This window comes from Frigoribacterium sp. Leaf186, assembly GCF_001423905.1.
Taxonomy (GTDB): Bacteria; Actinomycetota; Actinomycetes; order Actinomycetales; family Microbacteriaceae; genus Frigoribacterium.
In genome coordinates this window covers 1036662-1050998 of sequence record NZ_LMPQ01000001.1, presented here as the reverse complement: position 1 = coordinate 1050998, position 14337 = coordinate 1036662, and the positions used below count along the sequence as shown (strand labels likewise).

Sequence of the window (14337 nt, the reverse complement as noted above, 5' to 3'; positions counted from 1 at the left end):
GGCTCAGAAGGCTCCTCGGTTCCGTTCCGAGGGACACGGAAGGGTTCCGAACCAGTCAGTACGGGGTACGTGTGGTTGTCCCTGGAGGCGCCGATCCATGACAATGCCTCATGCTCTTGACGCGCCGCCCGTTCCTCCTGATCGTCGTGGCGATGATCGTCCTTGCTCTGGTCGCGTTCGTCGCGGTCGTTCCCGCCAGCGCCCGGGCCGACGTGCCCGCGACCTCCTCCATCTCGGGCCGAGTGCTGGGTCAGACCGCGGACGGCGGGACGATCCCCATGACGGGTGGCACGCTCGTGCTCTCCCTCAGGCCGACGGGGGCCGCGGTGACCGCACCGCTCGACCGCCGTCCGGACGGCACCTACACCTTCTCGGGCCTCGTGCCCGGCACGTACACCGTCCGCCTCAACCTGTCCTTCCCCTCGATCTACGTGCGGTCCGTGCAGACGGCCGTCGTCGTGCCGGCCGCCGGCTCCGCCGCCGTGGCGTCGGATCTCGTGCTCGCCCTGTCCGGCACGTTCTCGGGGACGTTCCGCGCCATCGTGAACGGCGTCGAGACCAGGGCCTCGGGATCCCGGGTCGAGATCTTCTACCTCGAACCACTGACGGGCACGTTCCGCCACTACGAAGTCGCCTATCCGTCGGAGACCGGGGCGTGGCGCTTCGGGTACCTCCCGGCCGGCACCTATCGCCTGTCGTTCGGGGCGTACGACACGACGCGGACGAACGAGACGGTCTATTGGCCGTCGGGTCGACGCTTCGGCGAGGCTCGCGACGTGATCCTCACTCCTGGCGGGACCGTGTCGAACCTCGACGTCGTGCTGCCGGAGCGCGCGGTCGCCTCTCGGCGGATCGCGGGCGCCGACCGGTACGCCACGAGCGCCGCCATGTCGTCGTCGACGTGGGGCTTCCCCGACGTCGGCGGCACGACCCCCGAGGTGCCGGTCCTGTACGTCGCGAGCGGCAGGGACTTCCCGGACGCCCTCAGCGCCGGGCCCGCAGCCGCACGTCAGGAGGGTGCCCTGCTCCTGGTCGACCGAGACACGATCCCGACCGCCGTCCGCGACGAGATCCTTCGGCTGTCGCCCGATCACATCGTCGTGGTCGGTGGCGAGGCCGCCATCTCGGCGTCCGTCTTCCGCGATCTCGCCTCCCTCCAGCCGTCCGTCGAACGGATCGCGGGTGCCGACCGATACGAGACGTCCCGTCTGGTGGCACGCTCGGCGTTCTCCGACGGAGCGGAGCGCATCTTCGTCGCCACCGGGTCGAACTTCGCCGATGCGTTGTCCGCGGGCCCTGCAGCCGTCCGGGACGGTGGCCCGGTGGTGCTCGTCCGCGGGACGGCCCCCGACGTCGACGCGCCGACCCGAGACCTCGTCACGACGCTCGGCGCACCTCCCGTGGCGATCGTGGGCGGGTACGAGGCCGTCAGCCAGAAGTTCCAGTACTCGCTCCTGTCCCTCTCGTGGAACGAGCGCTACGCAGGCCCGGACCGTTTCGCGACCGCCGTCGCCGTCAACGCGAGCTTCGGCCCGGGCGAGACGGCCTTCGTGACCAGCGGACTGGGCTTCGCGGACGCCCTCGTGGCCGGCGCGGCGGCGGCCCGCGCCGGGGCTCCGCTGTACCTCAGCGAGCAGTCCTGCGTCCCCGAGGGGGTCCGCCGCGCCGTGCTCGACGGTGCGGCGTTCGACGTCGTGCTCGTGGGCGGCACTGCCTCCCTGGGCGCCGGAGTGGAGGGCCTCTCGACCCGATGCGGGTGACGACCCGGCGGTGGCCCCGTCCGCCGTCCGGTGCCTCGAGCGGCCGTCCTCCGGCCGCCGGCGCCGAGGCGGACCCTAGGAGGCGCGGGTCCGCAACGCGTCGCCCGTCCCCTTGGGCAGCCGGAGCCCCTCGACGACGCTGAGCAGGGCCAGCACGGCCAGCACGATCAGCGCCGCCTGGTACCCGGTCGCCGCGGACGCCTGTCCGTCGGCCGAGGCGACGACGTCGGCGACGCGGACGGCCAGGGCGGTGGCGGCGACGCCGAGCCCGACGGCGAGTTGGCTCGTGATCGACGCGATGGCGTTGGCCGGGCCGATCATCGGTGCCGGCACGTCGGCGAACTGCAACGTGTTGTAGGCCGTGAAGCCCACCGACCGGAAGACGCCGCTCAGCAGCAGCACGACCGCGACGACCACCGGGGACGTGTCGGGCCGGACGAGCGCGGCCGCCACGAAGGTCGCCGCGAGGGCGACCGTCGCGACGACGATGATCGGGACGATGCGGAAGCGGTGCAGCAACGGCGTGGTGAACGGCTTCACCGCCAGGTTGCCGACGAAGACCCACATGAGCATCAGGCCGGCCTCGACCGGCGACCAGCCGAAGCCGTCCTGCAGCAACAGGGGCACGACGAAGGGGATGCCGTTGACCACGGCGCGGTAGAGCGAGCCGCTGAGGTTCGTCACGCGGAACGACCCGATGCGGAACGCCGCCAGGTCGAGCAGGGGGTGCGGCGCCCGACGGAACCACCGCACCGCGACGAACCCGAGCACGACCGCAGCGACGGCCAGCAGCGCCCCCGGCGCGAGCGTCCTGGGTTCGCCGAGCAATTCGAAGGCGAGCACGAGCGACACGATCGACGCGGCCACGAGCGTCAGGCCGACCAGGTCGAGCGGCTGTCGGTCGCCGACCCCGGGCGAGGGCACGACCCGCCAGGCCGCGACGAGCAGCGCGGCGCCGACCGGCACGTTCGCGAGGAACACCCACTGCCAGCCGAGGTGTTCGGTGAGCAGCCCGCCGAGCAGCGGGGCGACCACCGGGGCGACGAGGGCGGGCCAGGTGAGGTAGGCGATGGCCCGGATCAGCTCGGACTTCTCGGTGCTGCGCAGCACGATCAACCGGCCGATGGGCACCATCATGCTGCCCGCGAAGCCCTGCACGACGCGCGACGACGTCAACGTGACGAGGTCGGTGCTCGCCGCACAGGCCACCGAGGCCAGGGTGAAGAGCACGACCGCGGCCAGGAACACCCGGCGGGCACCCCACCGCTCGGCGAGCCAGGCGCCCAACGGGATGAACGCGGCGACGGCGACGAGGTAGCCCGTCACGGCCAGCCCGAGCTGCGCGGGCTGCACCCCGAAGTCGTCCGCGATCGTCGCGGTGGCCGTCGACAAGATGGTCGCGTCGAGGTTCTCCATGAAGAACGCGGCCGCCACGACGAGTGCGACCGGGCGCGACCACGACGTCGCCGGGGCAGTCATCGGCTGAAGGCGTCGACCACGGGGCGGAACTTCATCGCCGTCTCGGCCACCTCGCGCTCGGGCACCGACTCGGCGACCACGCCCGCGCCGGCGAAGGCCCGCACCGAGCCGTCCGGGTCGACCTGCGCGCATCGGAGCGCGATCGCCCACTCGCCGTCGCCGTCGGCACCGACCCAGCCGACCGGCCCGGCGTAGCGACCACGGTCGAACGGTTCGAGTTCACGGATCAGGGCCAGCGCCTCCGTCGTCGGGGTGCCGGCCACGGCCGCCGTCGGGTGCAGCGACGCGATGAGGTCGAGCGAGCTCGAGCCGTCGGTGAGGCGTCCGCGCACGTCGCTGGCGAGGTGCCAGAGGTTGGGCAGGCGCAGGGTGAAGGGCTGTTCGCCGGTCACGACGTCGCGGGCGTGCGGCCCGAGCGACAACAGCAGGCTGCGCAGGGCGAACGCGTGCTCGTCGAGGTCTTTCGGGGACGTCGCGAGGGCCAGCGCGGCCTGCTCGTCGGTCACGGCGTCGACGCCCCGGGCGGCGCTGCCGGCGAGCACGCGCGCCGACACCACGCCGCGTTCGGACTTGACGAGCGTCTCGGGGCTGGCCCCGATCAACCCGTCGACCGCGAAGGCGTAGCAGTCGGGGTAGGCGGTCAGCAGGGTGGCCGCGACGAGGCGGAGGTCGGCCTCGGCCGGGAGCGTGCCGACGAGGTCGCGCGCGAGGACGACCTTGCTGACGCGACCGTCGCCGATGGCGCGCACCGCCCCGGCCACGGCCTCCGCGTAGTCGTCGGCGCCGAGGGCTCCGTCGACCAGCGAGAGACGGACGGAGGCGCCCACCGGCTTCCCGGCGGGCAGCTCGGCCCCGTCGACCCGCGTGATCCAGGCGACGCCGTCACGCCGCCCGATCACGATGCTCGGGACGATCAGGACGCTCTTCTCGGCCGACTCGTCGTCGAAGGCGAACGAGCCGAAGGCGACCAGCCCGGAGCCCGGGACGCCGACCTCGTCGTCGACGGTGGCCGCCGCCGCGACGGCACGCCAGGCGTCGGCCGCCTCGGTCATCCGGTCGGGGCCCGAGAACTCGAGTCGCAAGGCTTCGCCGACGCCCGCCATGCCCGCCCCGCCGCGGACGAAGACCAACGGACGGGCCCGGTCGACGACGTCGAGGAGGGGGCTGATGTGGTCGATGCGGGTGGTGCGGACGGCGAGGGACGGAGCGCTGAACGCGGGGGAGTTCACCCGTCGACCCTACTCGGGACACCCCCAGTGCTTGACGGTAGGATCGACCATCGTGACCAAGGCCGACATGAACAAGCAACCCGACGAGGTCGCCTCGATGTTCGACGGCGTCGCGCGCCGTTACGACCGCACGAACGACGTGCTCTCGGCGGGCAACGCCGTGCTGTGGCGCATCGCCACCGTCAAGGCCGTCGGCGCGGGCCCGGCCGACAAGGTGCTCGACATCGCGGCGGGCACCGGCACGAGCTCGGCGGCCATCGCCCAGCGGGGTGCCGAGGTGATCGCACTCGACTTCTCGAAGGGCATGGTCGAAGTCGGTCGCGAACGCCACCCCGAGCTCGAGTTCGTCGAGGGCAACGCCGAGTCGCTGCCCTTCGACGACGACACGTTCGACGCCGTCACGATCTCGTTCGGCCTGCGCAACGTCAACCGGCCGAAGGTGGCCCTCGCCGAGATGAACCGCGTGCTCAAGCCCGGCGGCCGGCTCGTGGTCTGCGAGTTCTCGACGCCTCCGTTCGGTCTGCTGCGCGCCGCCTACCGGGCCTACCTCCGGTACGGCATGCCCCTCATCGCCAAGCTCACCAGCAGCAACGGCCCGGCGTACTCCTACCTCGCCGAGTCGATCGAGCAGTGGCCCGAGCAGCAGGTCCTCAGCCAGTGGATCCGCGGCGCCGGGTTCACCCGGGTCGCCCACCGCAACCTCAGCCTGGGCATCGTCGCCCTGCACCGCGGGCGCAAGCCGGCGCCGGGGGCCGCGCGCGCCTCCTCGCGGTCGAAGCGGACGACCTCGTGAACGCCGGGGCGCCTCCCACGCAGCGCAACTCGCTGGGCCGGTCGCTCGGTCTCGGCGAGAAGCTCTTCGCGACGCCGACCGAGCGTCGGTTCGTGGCGGCCGTCGACGACGGGCTCGAACTCGTCGAGGCGGGGCTCCTGCGCGAGATCGCCTTCGCCGACGACATCGCCGACGCCACGACGCGGTACCTGCTCGCCGCGGGCGGCAAGCGCGTCCGCCCGACGCTGACGCTCTTGATCGCCCAGCTGGGCGACGGGGCGACGCCCGGCATCGTGGCCTCGGCCCAGGCCACCGAGATCACGCACCTCGCGTCGCTCTACCACGACGACGTCATGGACGAGGCGCAGATGCGTCGCGGCGTCCCCAGCGCCCAGACCGTGTGGGGCAACAACGTCGCCATCCTGGCGGGCGACCTGCTGTTCGCCCGGGCCAGCACGATCGTGTCGGGACTCGGCCAAGAGGCGATCCTGCTGCAGGCCGAGACCTTCGAGCGGCTCTGCCTCGGTCAGCTGCACGAGACCGTCGGCCCCCGCGAGGGCGACGACCCGATCGCGCACTACCTCGACGTCCTCGCCGACAAGACCGGGTCGCTCATCTCGACCGCGGCCCGCGCCGGCGTGATGTTCAGCGGGGCGCCGCGCGAGTACCTCGCCCCCGTCGCCGAGTTCGGCGAGAAGATCGGCATCGCGTTCCAGCTGATCGACGACGTCATCGACCTGTCCGACCAGCCCGCCGAGACCGGCAAGAAGGCCGGCACCGACCTGCGGGCGGGCGTCGTGACGCTGCCGGTGCTCTACCTGCGCCAGCTGGCCCGGACCGACCTCGAGGCGTCGTCGTTGTTGTCCGAGATCGACCGGATCGTCGACGCCACGCGTGCCGCGGCTCAGCGGTCGGGGCTCGACCCGGCCGCCGAGGGCGGTCCCGTGGCTCCGATCGCCGACGCGACCTCCCACCTCGACGCCGAGTTCGCCGACCTCGTGCGTCGCGTCCGCGAGCACGACGTCACCGAACGCACCCGCGTCGAGGCGCACCGGTGGGCCCGCGAGGCCCTCGACGCGTTGTCGCCGCTGCCCGACGGCCCGGTCAAGAAGGCGCTCACCCGCTTCGCCGACCGCGTGGTCGAGCGGTCCGCCTGACCGGCGCCGCGCCTCCTCGTCCCGCACGACCTCGAGCACCATCGTCCAACCGGCCGGCCTCGCCGAGCCACCCCAGAACTAGGGAGCATCCGTGACCACCTTGCGACTGGCCATCGTCGGCGCCGGCCCGGCCGGCATCTACGCCGCCGACATCCTCGCGAAGGCCGAGAAGGCCTTCGACGTCTCGATCGACCTCTTCGAGCAGCTGCCCGCCCCCTACGGTCTCGTGCGGTACGGCGTGGCTCCCGACCACCCGCGCATCAAGGGCATCGTCAACGCCCTGCGCGACGTGCTCGACAGCGGCGACATCCGCGTCTTCGGCAACGTCCGCTACGGCGTCGACATCGGCCTGGACGACCTGCGCAAGCACTACAACGCGGTGATCTTCTCGACCGGCGCCATCAAGGACGCCGACCTCGACATCCCCGGCATCGAGCTCGAGGGCAGCTACGGCGCCGCCGACTTCGTCAGCTGGTTCGACGGCCACCCCGACTTCCCGCGGACCTGGCCGCTCGACGCCACCTCGGTCGCGGTCGTCGGCGTCGGCAACGTGGCCCTCGACGTCTCGCGCATCCTGGCCAAGCACGCGGACGACCTGCTGCCCACCGAGATCCCCGACAACGTCTACGAGGGGCTCAAGCAGTCCTCGATCACCGACGTCCACGTCTTCGGTCGCCGCGGTCCGGCCCAGGTGAAGTTCACCCCGCTCGAACTGCGCGAGCTCGGCGAGGTGCGCGACGTCGACATGATCGTCTACGACGAGGACTTCGACCACGACGAGGCCTCGAAGACGGCCATCGCGACCAACAAGCAGGTCTTCGTCATCGACAAGGTGCTGAACCAGTGGCGTCAGCGCGAGGTCGGCACGGCCTCGCGCCGCCTGCACCTGCACTTCTACGCCAAGCCCGTCGAGGTCGTCGGCGACGCCGAGGGCCGTGTGGCGGCCTTCCGGTACGAGCGCACCCGCCCCGACGGCCAGGGCGGCGTCGAGGGCACGGGCGAGCTGCGCGACGTGCCGATCCAGGCGATCTACCGGGCGGTCGGCTACTTCGGCTCGCCGCTCGACGGCATCCCGTTCGACGAGCGTCGCGGCGTTATCCCGAACCACGAAGGCCAGGTGATGGACGACGACAACCAGATCGTCCCCGGCGTCTACGCCACCGGGTGGATCAAGCGTGGGCCGGTCGGCCTCATCGGTCACACGAAGAGCGACGCGATGGAGACCGTCAAGCACCTCATCAACGACCAGGCCAGCTGGTGGCAGCCCGCCGACCCGTCCGACGAGGCCATCCCCGCCCTGCTCGAGTCACGGGGCGTCGAGTACACCGACCTCGAGGGCTGGCACCGGCTCGACGAGCACGAGATCGCCCTCGGCGGCTCGCACGAGCACGAGCGTGCCCGCGTCAAGGTCGTCGAGCGCGACGAGATGGTCCGCGTCTCGCGTGCCGTCGAGTCGGAGTCGACGCCGGCCTGACCGCCTCGGCCACCGTCACCGCGCCTCCTCGGCTGCCCGTGATCGCCTCGGCGACCGAGCCGAGGAGGCGCGCTGCCGTCACCGACCTCGGTGGTCGTCGGTAAGCTGGTCGGCATGGCAGACAGTTCCTTCGACGTGGTGAGCAAGGTCGACAAGATGGAGGCCGACAACGCCCTCCACCAGGCCCAGAAAGAGATCGAGCAGCGCTACGACTTCAAGGGCGTGGGCGCCTCGGTCGACTGGAGCGGCGAGAAGCTGCTGCTGAAGGCGAGCTCTGAAGAGCGGGTCAAGGCCGTGCTCGACGTGCTCGAGTCGAAGTTCATCAAGCGCAGCATCAGCCTGAAGCACCTCGACGTGGGCGAGCCCTTCGCCAGCGGCAAGGAGTACCGCATCGAGGCCTCGCTCAAGCAGGGCATCGAGCAGGACGCCGCGAAGAAGATCGGCAAGATCATCCGTGACGAGGCACCCAAGGGCGTCAAGAGCCAGATCCAGGGCGACGAGCTGCGCGTCCAGTCGAAGAGCCGCGACGACCTGCAGGCGACCATGGCGTTGCTGAAGAAGGCCGACCTCGACGTCGACCTGCAGTTCGTCAACTTCCGCTAGCGGCAGACCGGCGACGGCACCGAGTTCAGATCGATGGTCGAACCAGCCTGGGTGGCGCCGACGATCGCCGTGCTCGGCATCGTCCTCGACATCGCGATCCGCGTGTTCGCGATCGTCTACGTGCCGATCAACCGGCGACCCCAGACGGCCACCGCGTGGCTGCTCGCCATCTTCTTGCTGCCCTACGTCGGGTTCGTGCTCTTCCTGCTGATCGGCAGTTCGAAGCTGCCCGCCAGGCGGCGCGAGAAGCAGAGCGAGATCAACAAGTACATCATCGAGACCACCGAGGGCATGGAGCGCGTCAAGCGTGACCACCCGTGGCCGGCCTGGCTCGACTCGGTGGTCGAGCTGAACCGCACCCTCGGGGCCATGCCGCTCGTCGGCGGCAACACCGGCCGGATGCACACCGACTACGACGAGTCGATGGCGGCCATGGTCGAGGCGGTCGACGGGGCGCACCGCTACGTGCACGCCGAGTTCTACATCACGAGCCTCGACCGCACGACCGAGCCGTTCTTCGTGGCGCTCGAGAACGCCCGGCGGCGGGGCGTGACGGTGCGCGTGCTGATGGACCACATCGCCAGCCGGGGGTACCCGGGCTACCGCAAGGCCCGACGGAGGCTGGACGCGATGGGCGTGCAGTGGCAGCTGATGCTGCCCGTGCTGCCGTTGCAGGGCAAGTACCAGCGGCCCGACCTGCGCAACCACCGCAAGCTGCTCGTGATCGACGGTCGCGTCGCCTTCACGGGGTCGCAGAACATGGTCGACAAGAGCTACCAGAAGCGCAAGAACAAGCGACGCGGCCTCGAGTGGAAAGACTTCATGGTGCGCTTCGAGGGGCCGATCGTCGCGGGCATCAACGCCCTCTTCGTGACGGACTGGTACAGCGAGACCGACGAACTCCTGCTCCGCGAGACCGACCCCGTCCACACCGCCGACCAGCTCGACACGATCGACTGCCAGGTGGTGCCGAGCGGGCCGGGCTTCGACGGCGAGAACAACCTGCGGCTGTTCAACTCGCTGCTCTACAGCGCCCAAGAACGCATCATCGTCACGAGCCCCTACTTCGTCCCCGACGAGTCGATGCTCTACGCGATCACCACGGCGGCCCAGCGCGGGCTCGAGGTCCAGCTCTTCGTCAGCGAGATCGGCGACCAGCCCGTGGTCTACCACGCTCAGCGCTCGTACTACGAGGCCCTGCTGCGTGCGGGCGTGCGCATCTTCCTCTACCGGTCGCCGACGGTGCTGCACGCCAAGCACTTCTCGATCGACGACGAGGTGGCCGTCATCGGCTCGAGCAACATGGACATGCGCTCGTTCAGCCTCAACCTCGAGATCTCGATCATGGTGCGCGGGCGCGAGTTCGTCGAGCGGCTGCGCGAGGTCGAGCAGTCCTACCGCGAGTCGAGCCGTGAGCTCTTCCTCGACGACTGGCTCGCCCGCCCGTTCCGCTCCAAGGTGCTCGACAACGTCGCCCGCCTCACCTCGGCCGTGCAGTAGCCGCCCGTCTCCTCTTGATCCGCGTCGCGGAGGCGCGGCGCTGCGGGGCCGCGGGTGGGTGTGGTCGAGAGGGGGTCCGAGAGGCTGTATATTTGTCTGGCGCCTCCGGTCGGTGATCACACGGGCTGGGCGTGCATGGCAAGTTACCCAAGCGGCCAAAGGGATCTGACTGTAAATCAGCCGGCGTAGCCTTCGGGGGTTCGAATCCCTCACTTGCCACGGTTGCCCCTCAAGAACGGACTCGCTCGTCGAGTCCGTTCTTGCGTTTCCGGGCACCCGACCCATCAGGAGGCCCCGTGTCCGTCGCCCCGACCCCCGCCGAGCTGCTCGAGATCGCGATCTCCGTCGCCCGTGACGCCGCCGACCTCGCGGCACGCCGCCGAGCCGAGGGCGTCGAGGTCGCCGAGACCAAGAGCAGCACGGTCGACGTCGTCACCCACACCGACCGCGAGGTCGAGTCGTTCGTCCGCGACCGCCTCGCCGCCCTGCGGCCCGGAGACGGCTTCTTCGGCGAAGAAGGCGCACCCGACGCCTCGACCACCGGGCTGACCTGGGTCGTCGACCCGATCGACGGCACCGTCAACTTCGTCTACGGCATCCCGCAGTGGGCCGTGAGCATCGCGGTCGTCGACGGCGGCCCCGACCCGCTCACCTGGCAGGCGCTCGCCGCGGTGGTCGCCAACCCGACGTCGGGCGAGACCTACACGGCGTCGCTCGGCGGAGGCGCGTGGCTCGACGGCAGGCGGCTCGCCGTGAACGAACCGGCCTCGCTCGAACAGTCGATGCTCGCCACCGGTTTCTCGTACGACGCGGCCCGACGCGTCGAGCACGCGGAGGCGCTGGTCCGGGTGGTCGGACGAGTCCGCGACCTGAGGCGCCTCGGTGCGGCCTCGCTCGACCTCTGCGCCGTCGCCGCGGGGCGGGTCGACGCCTACGTCGAACGGGGCCTCAAGCCTTGGGACCACGCCGCCGGCGCCCTCGTGGCGGCCGAGGCGGGGGCGGTCGTCCGGGGCGAGGTCGGCCAAGCGCCGAGCGAATCGATGACCTTCGTCGCTGCCCCGGCCATCGCCGACGAGCTCGCCGCCCTGGTCGTCGAGGCCGGCATCTGACGTCTGCGGGCGGTGATCGATCACGACGACGACCCGGGTGAAATCCTGTGTTCCACCTGCGCGAACGCATGGTGGCACCCGAACGCGGGTAGCCATCCGTTCACCGACCGGCTACCCTGGTGAGGTCGTTACTGATCCGTGATCATCGCGTGATGAGCCTGTCGGCGTCCGTCCTCCCTGTGACGGGCCTGGCGCGGCTGCCACAGATCACCAGCAACGGCCGTGAAGACGACGGTGCACCCACCGTCTGATCCCGAGCACCCCGAGGACCCATCACCCGTGACGAAGTACCAACAGATCGCCGAGCCCGACGGCGACGGAACCCCGTCGCGTCGCGCCACCGACGACCTCGTGGCCACCGGTTCGACGCGTGTCGTCCAGACCGAGCCCACCGTGGCCGACGCTCCCGTCTACCTGACCCGCCGTGAGGCCCGCGAGGCCGAGCGCCGCGCTGCAGCCCGCACCGAGACCACCGCGGCTCCTGCCGTCCCGGTCGTCGTCGAGGCCCTCGCCTCGTCGCCCGCCGCCGCCTCCGAGCCCCTCTCCCCGCGTCGTGCCGCTCGCCAGGCCGCCGAGTCCGCCGCCCGTCCGACCGCCGCCCGTCGACTTCGTGCCGCCAGGGCACCGCGACCCGCCACGGGTCGCGAGTCGAACACCCGCACGCCTCGCAGCGCCGGCGCGACCTTCCGCCGGACGACCAAGCGCGTCACCGTCGTCGGCGCCATGCTCTTCGCGGGGTCGATGCTGGTGGCCACGTCGGTGCCCGCCAACGCGTTCTTCGTCGACACCCCGACCCAGACCGCCGCCAAGAAGGCCACCGACTCGCAGAGCTACACCGCGGCCGCCGCCACGACCGACGGCACGGACGCGGGCGTCTCACGCGACGGCTACTCGGTCACCGAGATGAAGGCCGTCACCGAGTACGCGTCGACGAGTGCCAGCACCTTCTCGAACGACGTCGACGGCACCGTCCAGTGGCCCTTCGAGACCGGCGTGCCGATCAGCAGCGGCTTCGGCGCCCGACAGGTCGCGAACTGCGGGTTCTGCTCGACCTTCCACCAGGGGCTCGACTTCGTGCCGGGTGCCGGCTCGCCGATCCAGTCGATCGCCGACGGCGTCGTCAGCAAGGTCGACGGCCCCTCGGGTGCCCTCGGCAACAACGTCTGGATCGACCACGTCGTCAACGGCCAGAAGGTCACCAGCGTCTACGCCCACATGCAGACCGGCTCGGTCGAGGTGACCGAGGGCCAGACCGTCACGGTCGGCACCATCATCGGCAAGGTCGGCAGCACGGGCAACAGCACCGGGGCGCACCTGCACTTCGAGATCGTCATCGGCGGCGTGCCCGTCGACCCCTACCCCTGGCTGCAGGCCAACACGAACTGACCACGGCGTCGGCGCCCGGCGCCGCCTCGTGAGAAGAGCCCCACCGGTGCAACCGGTGGGGCTCTTCTCGTCAGGCGCGGTGCGGGGCCGTCGACCGGGCGCTACGACGACGTCGCGAGCCAGACCGTGGCGTTGGGCGGCAGGGCCGGGCCCTCGACCACCATGGTCGCCAGCAGCACGTCGGCGACGGGCAGCTCGACCGCGACGTCGCCCATGTTCGCCACGACGGTCACGCCCTGGCTGCGGAACGCCACGACGTCGGGGCCGAAGCCGTCGAGCCAGGTCACCGACCCGGCGCCGAGGTCGTGGTCGGCCCGCAGGCGCAGTGCCCGCGTGTAGAGCTCGAGCGTCGACCCGGCGACTCCGCGCTGCTCGTCGCGGGCGTAGGTCGACCAGTCGGCGGGCTGCGGCAACCAGGAGGCGCCGGTCGCGTTGAACCCGAAGGCCGGCTCGTCCGCCGACCAGGGCAGCGGCACGCGGCAGCCGTCGCGACCGTAGCGCTCGCCCGCGGTGCGGAACCAGGTCGGGTCCTGCCGGGACTCGTCGGGCAGGTCGACGGCCTCGGGCAGTCCGAGTTCTTCGCCCTGGTACAGGTAGGCGCTGCCCGGCAGGGCCAGCATGAGGGCCGAGGCGGCGCGCGCACGGGCCAGCCCGAGTTCGGGCACGGGCAGCCCCTCGCTCTTCGGCCCGATGCCGTGCCCCTGCGGGTTGTCGGCGGTGAGCGCGAGCCGACTGGCGTGACGCACGACGTCGTGGTTGCTCAGCACCCACGTGCTGGGCGCGCCGACGCTCGAGAACGTGGCGATCGACGCGTCGACGACCTCTCGGACCGCCGGAGCCGACCAGCCCGTCTCGAGGTAGGCGAAGTTGAAGGCCTGCTGCATCTCGTCGGGGCGGACCCAGTCGGCGAGGCGCGAGAGGGGCTCGACCCAGGCCTCGGCGACGAGCACCCGGTCGCCCGGGTACTCGGCGAGCACCGTGTTCCACTCGCGGTAGATCTCGTGCACCCCCTCTTGGCCCCAGTACGGCGGCGGGGCGGTGTCGCCCTGGCCGCCGCCCATGCTGCCCGAGTCCGCGGGAGGCGTGTAGTCGGGCAGCCCCTCGGCCTTGATCATGCCGTGGGCGACGTCGACCCGGAACCCGTCGACGCCGCGGTCGAGCCAGAAGCGGAGGACGTCGACGAACTCGTCGCGGACGCGGCGGTTCGTCCAGTCGAGGTCGGGCTGCGACGAGTCGAACAGGTGCAGGTACCACTGGCCCGGTCGGCCGTCGGCCTCGGTGACGCGTGACCAGGCCGGCCCGCCGAAGATCGACTGCCAGTTGTTCGGGGGCAGCTCGCCGTCCGCGCCGCGGCCGTCGCGGAACAGGTAGCGGGCGCGGGCGGTCGAGCCGGGCTCGGCGGCCAGGGCCTCGCGGAACCAGGCGTGGTCGCTCGAGGTGTGGTTCGGCACGACGTCGACGATGACCCGGAGCCCCAGCTCGGTGGCCCGGGCCCGCAGCGCGTCGAAGTCGGCCAGCGTGCCGAACAGCGGGTCGACGTCGCGGTAGTCGGCCACGTCGTAGCCTGCGTCGCGCTGGGGCGACGTGTAGAAGGGCGACAGCCAGACGGCGTCGACGCCGAGGTCGGAGAGGGCGTCGAGACGCGAGGTGATGCCGGGGAGGTCGCCGACGCCGTCGCCGTCGTGGTCGGCGAACGACCGGGGGTAGACCTGGTAGATGACGGCCGTGCGCCACCACTCGGCACGCTCGCCGGAGGTCGTCGCGGTGCCCTCGAGCGGGGCGGTCGGGGTCAGGGTGTCGGTCTCGGCCGGTTCTCGTGTGGACATGCGGCCACGATACGGCAGGCCCTCGACGCGGCATCCGCTACG

General features: G+C 71.4%; 11 protein-coding genes and 1 tRNA gene. 9 read left to right on the top strand and 3 right to left on the bottom strand.

Annotated elements, in window-relative coordinates:
* The first annotated feature begins 110 nt into the window (after positions 1–110).
* A complete protein-coding gene (locus tag ASG05_RS04760) occupies positions 111–1760 on the top strand; it encodes a cell wall-binding repeat-containing protein (protein ID WP_056257835.1) in 1650 nt (549 codons plus the stop codon).
* Positions 1761–1835: 75 nt separating this feature from the next.
* On the opposite strand, the gene ASG05_RS04755 is transcribed toward ASG05_RS04760, so the two are convergent.
* Complete coding sequence (locus tag ASG05_RS04755; protein WP_056257832.1) at positions 1836–3239, bottom strand: MFS transporter; 1404 nt, start codon at positions 3237–3239, stop codon at positions 1836–1838.
* On the bottom strand, positions 3236–4468 hold the full coding sequence (locus ASG05_RS04750; protein ID WP_056257829.1) for an isochorismate synthase MenF: 1233 nt from the start codon (positions 4466–4468) through the stop codon (positions 3236–3238). Before ASG05_RS04750 ends, ASG05_RS04755 begins: the two co-directional genes overlap by 4 nt.
* Positions 4469–4520: 52 nt before the next feature.
* Between ASG05_RS04750 and ubiE the strand changes: the two genes are divergently transcribed.
* The 8 genes from ubiE to ASG05_RS04710 all read left to right on the top strand — a co-directional run bounded on the left by ubiE (position 4521) and on the right by ASG05_RS04710 (position 12469).
* Positions 4521–5261, top strand: coding sequence for a bifunctional demethylmenaquinone methyltransferase/2-methoxy-6-polyprenyl-1,4-benzoquinol methylase UbiE (gene ubiE, locus ASG05_RS04745; protein WP_056257827.1), 741 nt, complete (start codon positions 4521–4523; stop codon positions 5259–5261).
* Positions 5258–6397: a polyprenyl synthetase family protein gene (locus ASG05_RS04740; RefSeq protein WP_056257825.1), complete on the top strand. Its 1140-nt coding sequence runs from the start codon at positions 5258–5260 to the stop codon at positions 6395–6397. The genes ubiE and ASG05_RS04740 overlap by 4 nt, the downstream gene beginning before the upstream one ends.
* A gap of 91 nt (positions 6398–6488) precedes the next feature.
* Positions 6489–7871, top strand: coding sequence for an FAD-dependent oxidoreductase (locus ASG05_RS04735; protein WP_056257824.1), 1383 nt, complete (start codon positions 6489–6491; stop codon positions 7869–7871).
* Between the two features lie 114 nt (positions 7872–7985).
* On the top strand, positions 7986–8474 hold the full coding sequence (locus ASG05_RS04730; protein ID WP_056258500.1) for a YajQ family cyclic di-GMP-binding protein: 489 nt from the start codon (positions 7986–7988) through the stop codon (positions 8472–8474).
* A 33-nt stretch (positions 8475–8507) separates the two neighbouring features.
* The gene (gene cls, locus ASG05_RS04725; protein WP_056257820.1) at positions 8508–9974 is read left to right on the top strand and encodes a cardiolipin synthase; all 1467 of its coding nucleotides are present in this window, start codon (positions 8508–8510) and stop codon (positions 9972–9974) included.
* Positions 9975–10111: 137 nt separating this feature from the next.
* Positions 10112–10193: transfer RNA gene (locus ASG05_RS04720), tRNA-Tyr, on the top strand.
* Between the two features lie 77 nt (positions 10194–10270).
* Positions 10271–11083 (top strand): inositol monophosphatase family protein, encoded by an 813-nt coding sequence (locus ASG05_RS04715; protein ID WP_056257818.1) that lies wholly within the window; start codon positions 10271–10273, stop codon positions 11081–11083.
* A gap of 279 nt (positions 11084–11362) precedes the next feature.
* The gene (locus tag ASG05_RS04710; RefSeq protein ID WP_056257814.1) at positions 11363–12469 is read left to right on the top strand and encodes a M23 family metallopeptidase; all 1107 of its coding nucleotides are present in this window, start codon (positions 11363–11365) and stop codon (positions 12467–12469) included.
* Positions 12470–12570: 101 nt separating this feature from the next.
* Here ASG05_RS04710 and ASG05_RS04705 read toward each other — a convergent pair whose 3' ends face one another.
* Positions 12571–14295 (bottom strand): glycoside hydrolase family 13 protein, encoded by a 1725-nt coding sequence (locus tag ASG05_RS04705; RefSeq protein ID WP_082486365.1) that lies wholly within the window; start codon positions 14293–14295, stop codon positions 12571–12573.
* Positions 14296–14337: the final 42 nt, after the last annotated feature.

Excerpts from the sequence above, each read along its gene's own strand:
- ASG05_RS04760 (WP_056257835.1), top strand. The coding sequence starts at position 111 with ATGCTCTTGACGCGCCGCCCGTTCCTCCTGATCGTCGTGGCGATGATC.
- ASG05_RS04755 (WP_056257832.1), bottom strand. The coding sequence starts at position 3,239 with ATGACTGCCCCGGCGACGTCGTGGTCGCGCCCGGTCGCACTCGTCGTG.
- ASG05_RS04730 (WP_056258500.1), top strand. The coding sequence starts at position 7,986 with ATGGCAGACAGTTCCTTCGACGTGGTGAGCAAGGTCGACAAGATGGAG.
- cls (WP_056257820.1), top strand. The coding sequence starts at position 8,508 with ATGGTCGAACCAGCCTGGGTGGCGCCGACGATCGCCGTGCTCGGCATC.
- ASG05_RS04705 (WP_082486365.1), bottom strand. The coding sequence starts at position 14,295 with ATGTCCACACGAGAACCGGCCGAGACCGACACCCTGACCCCGACCGCC.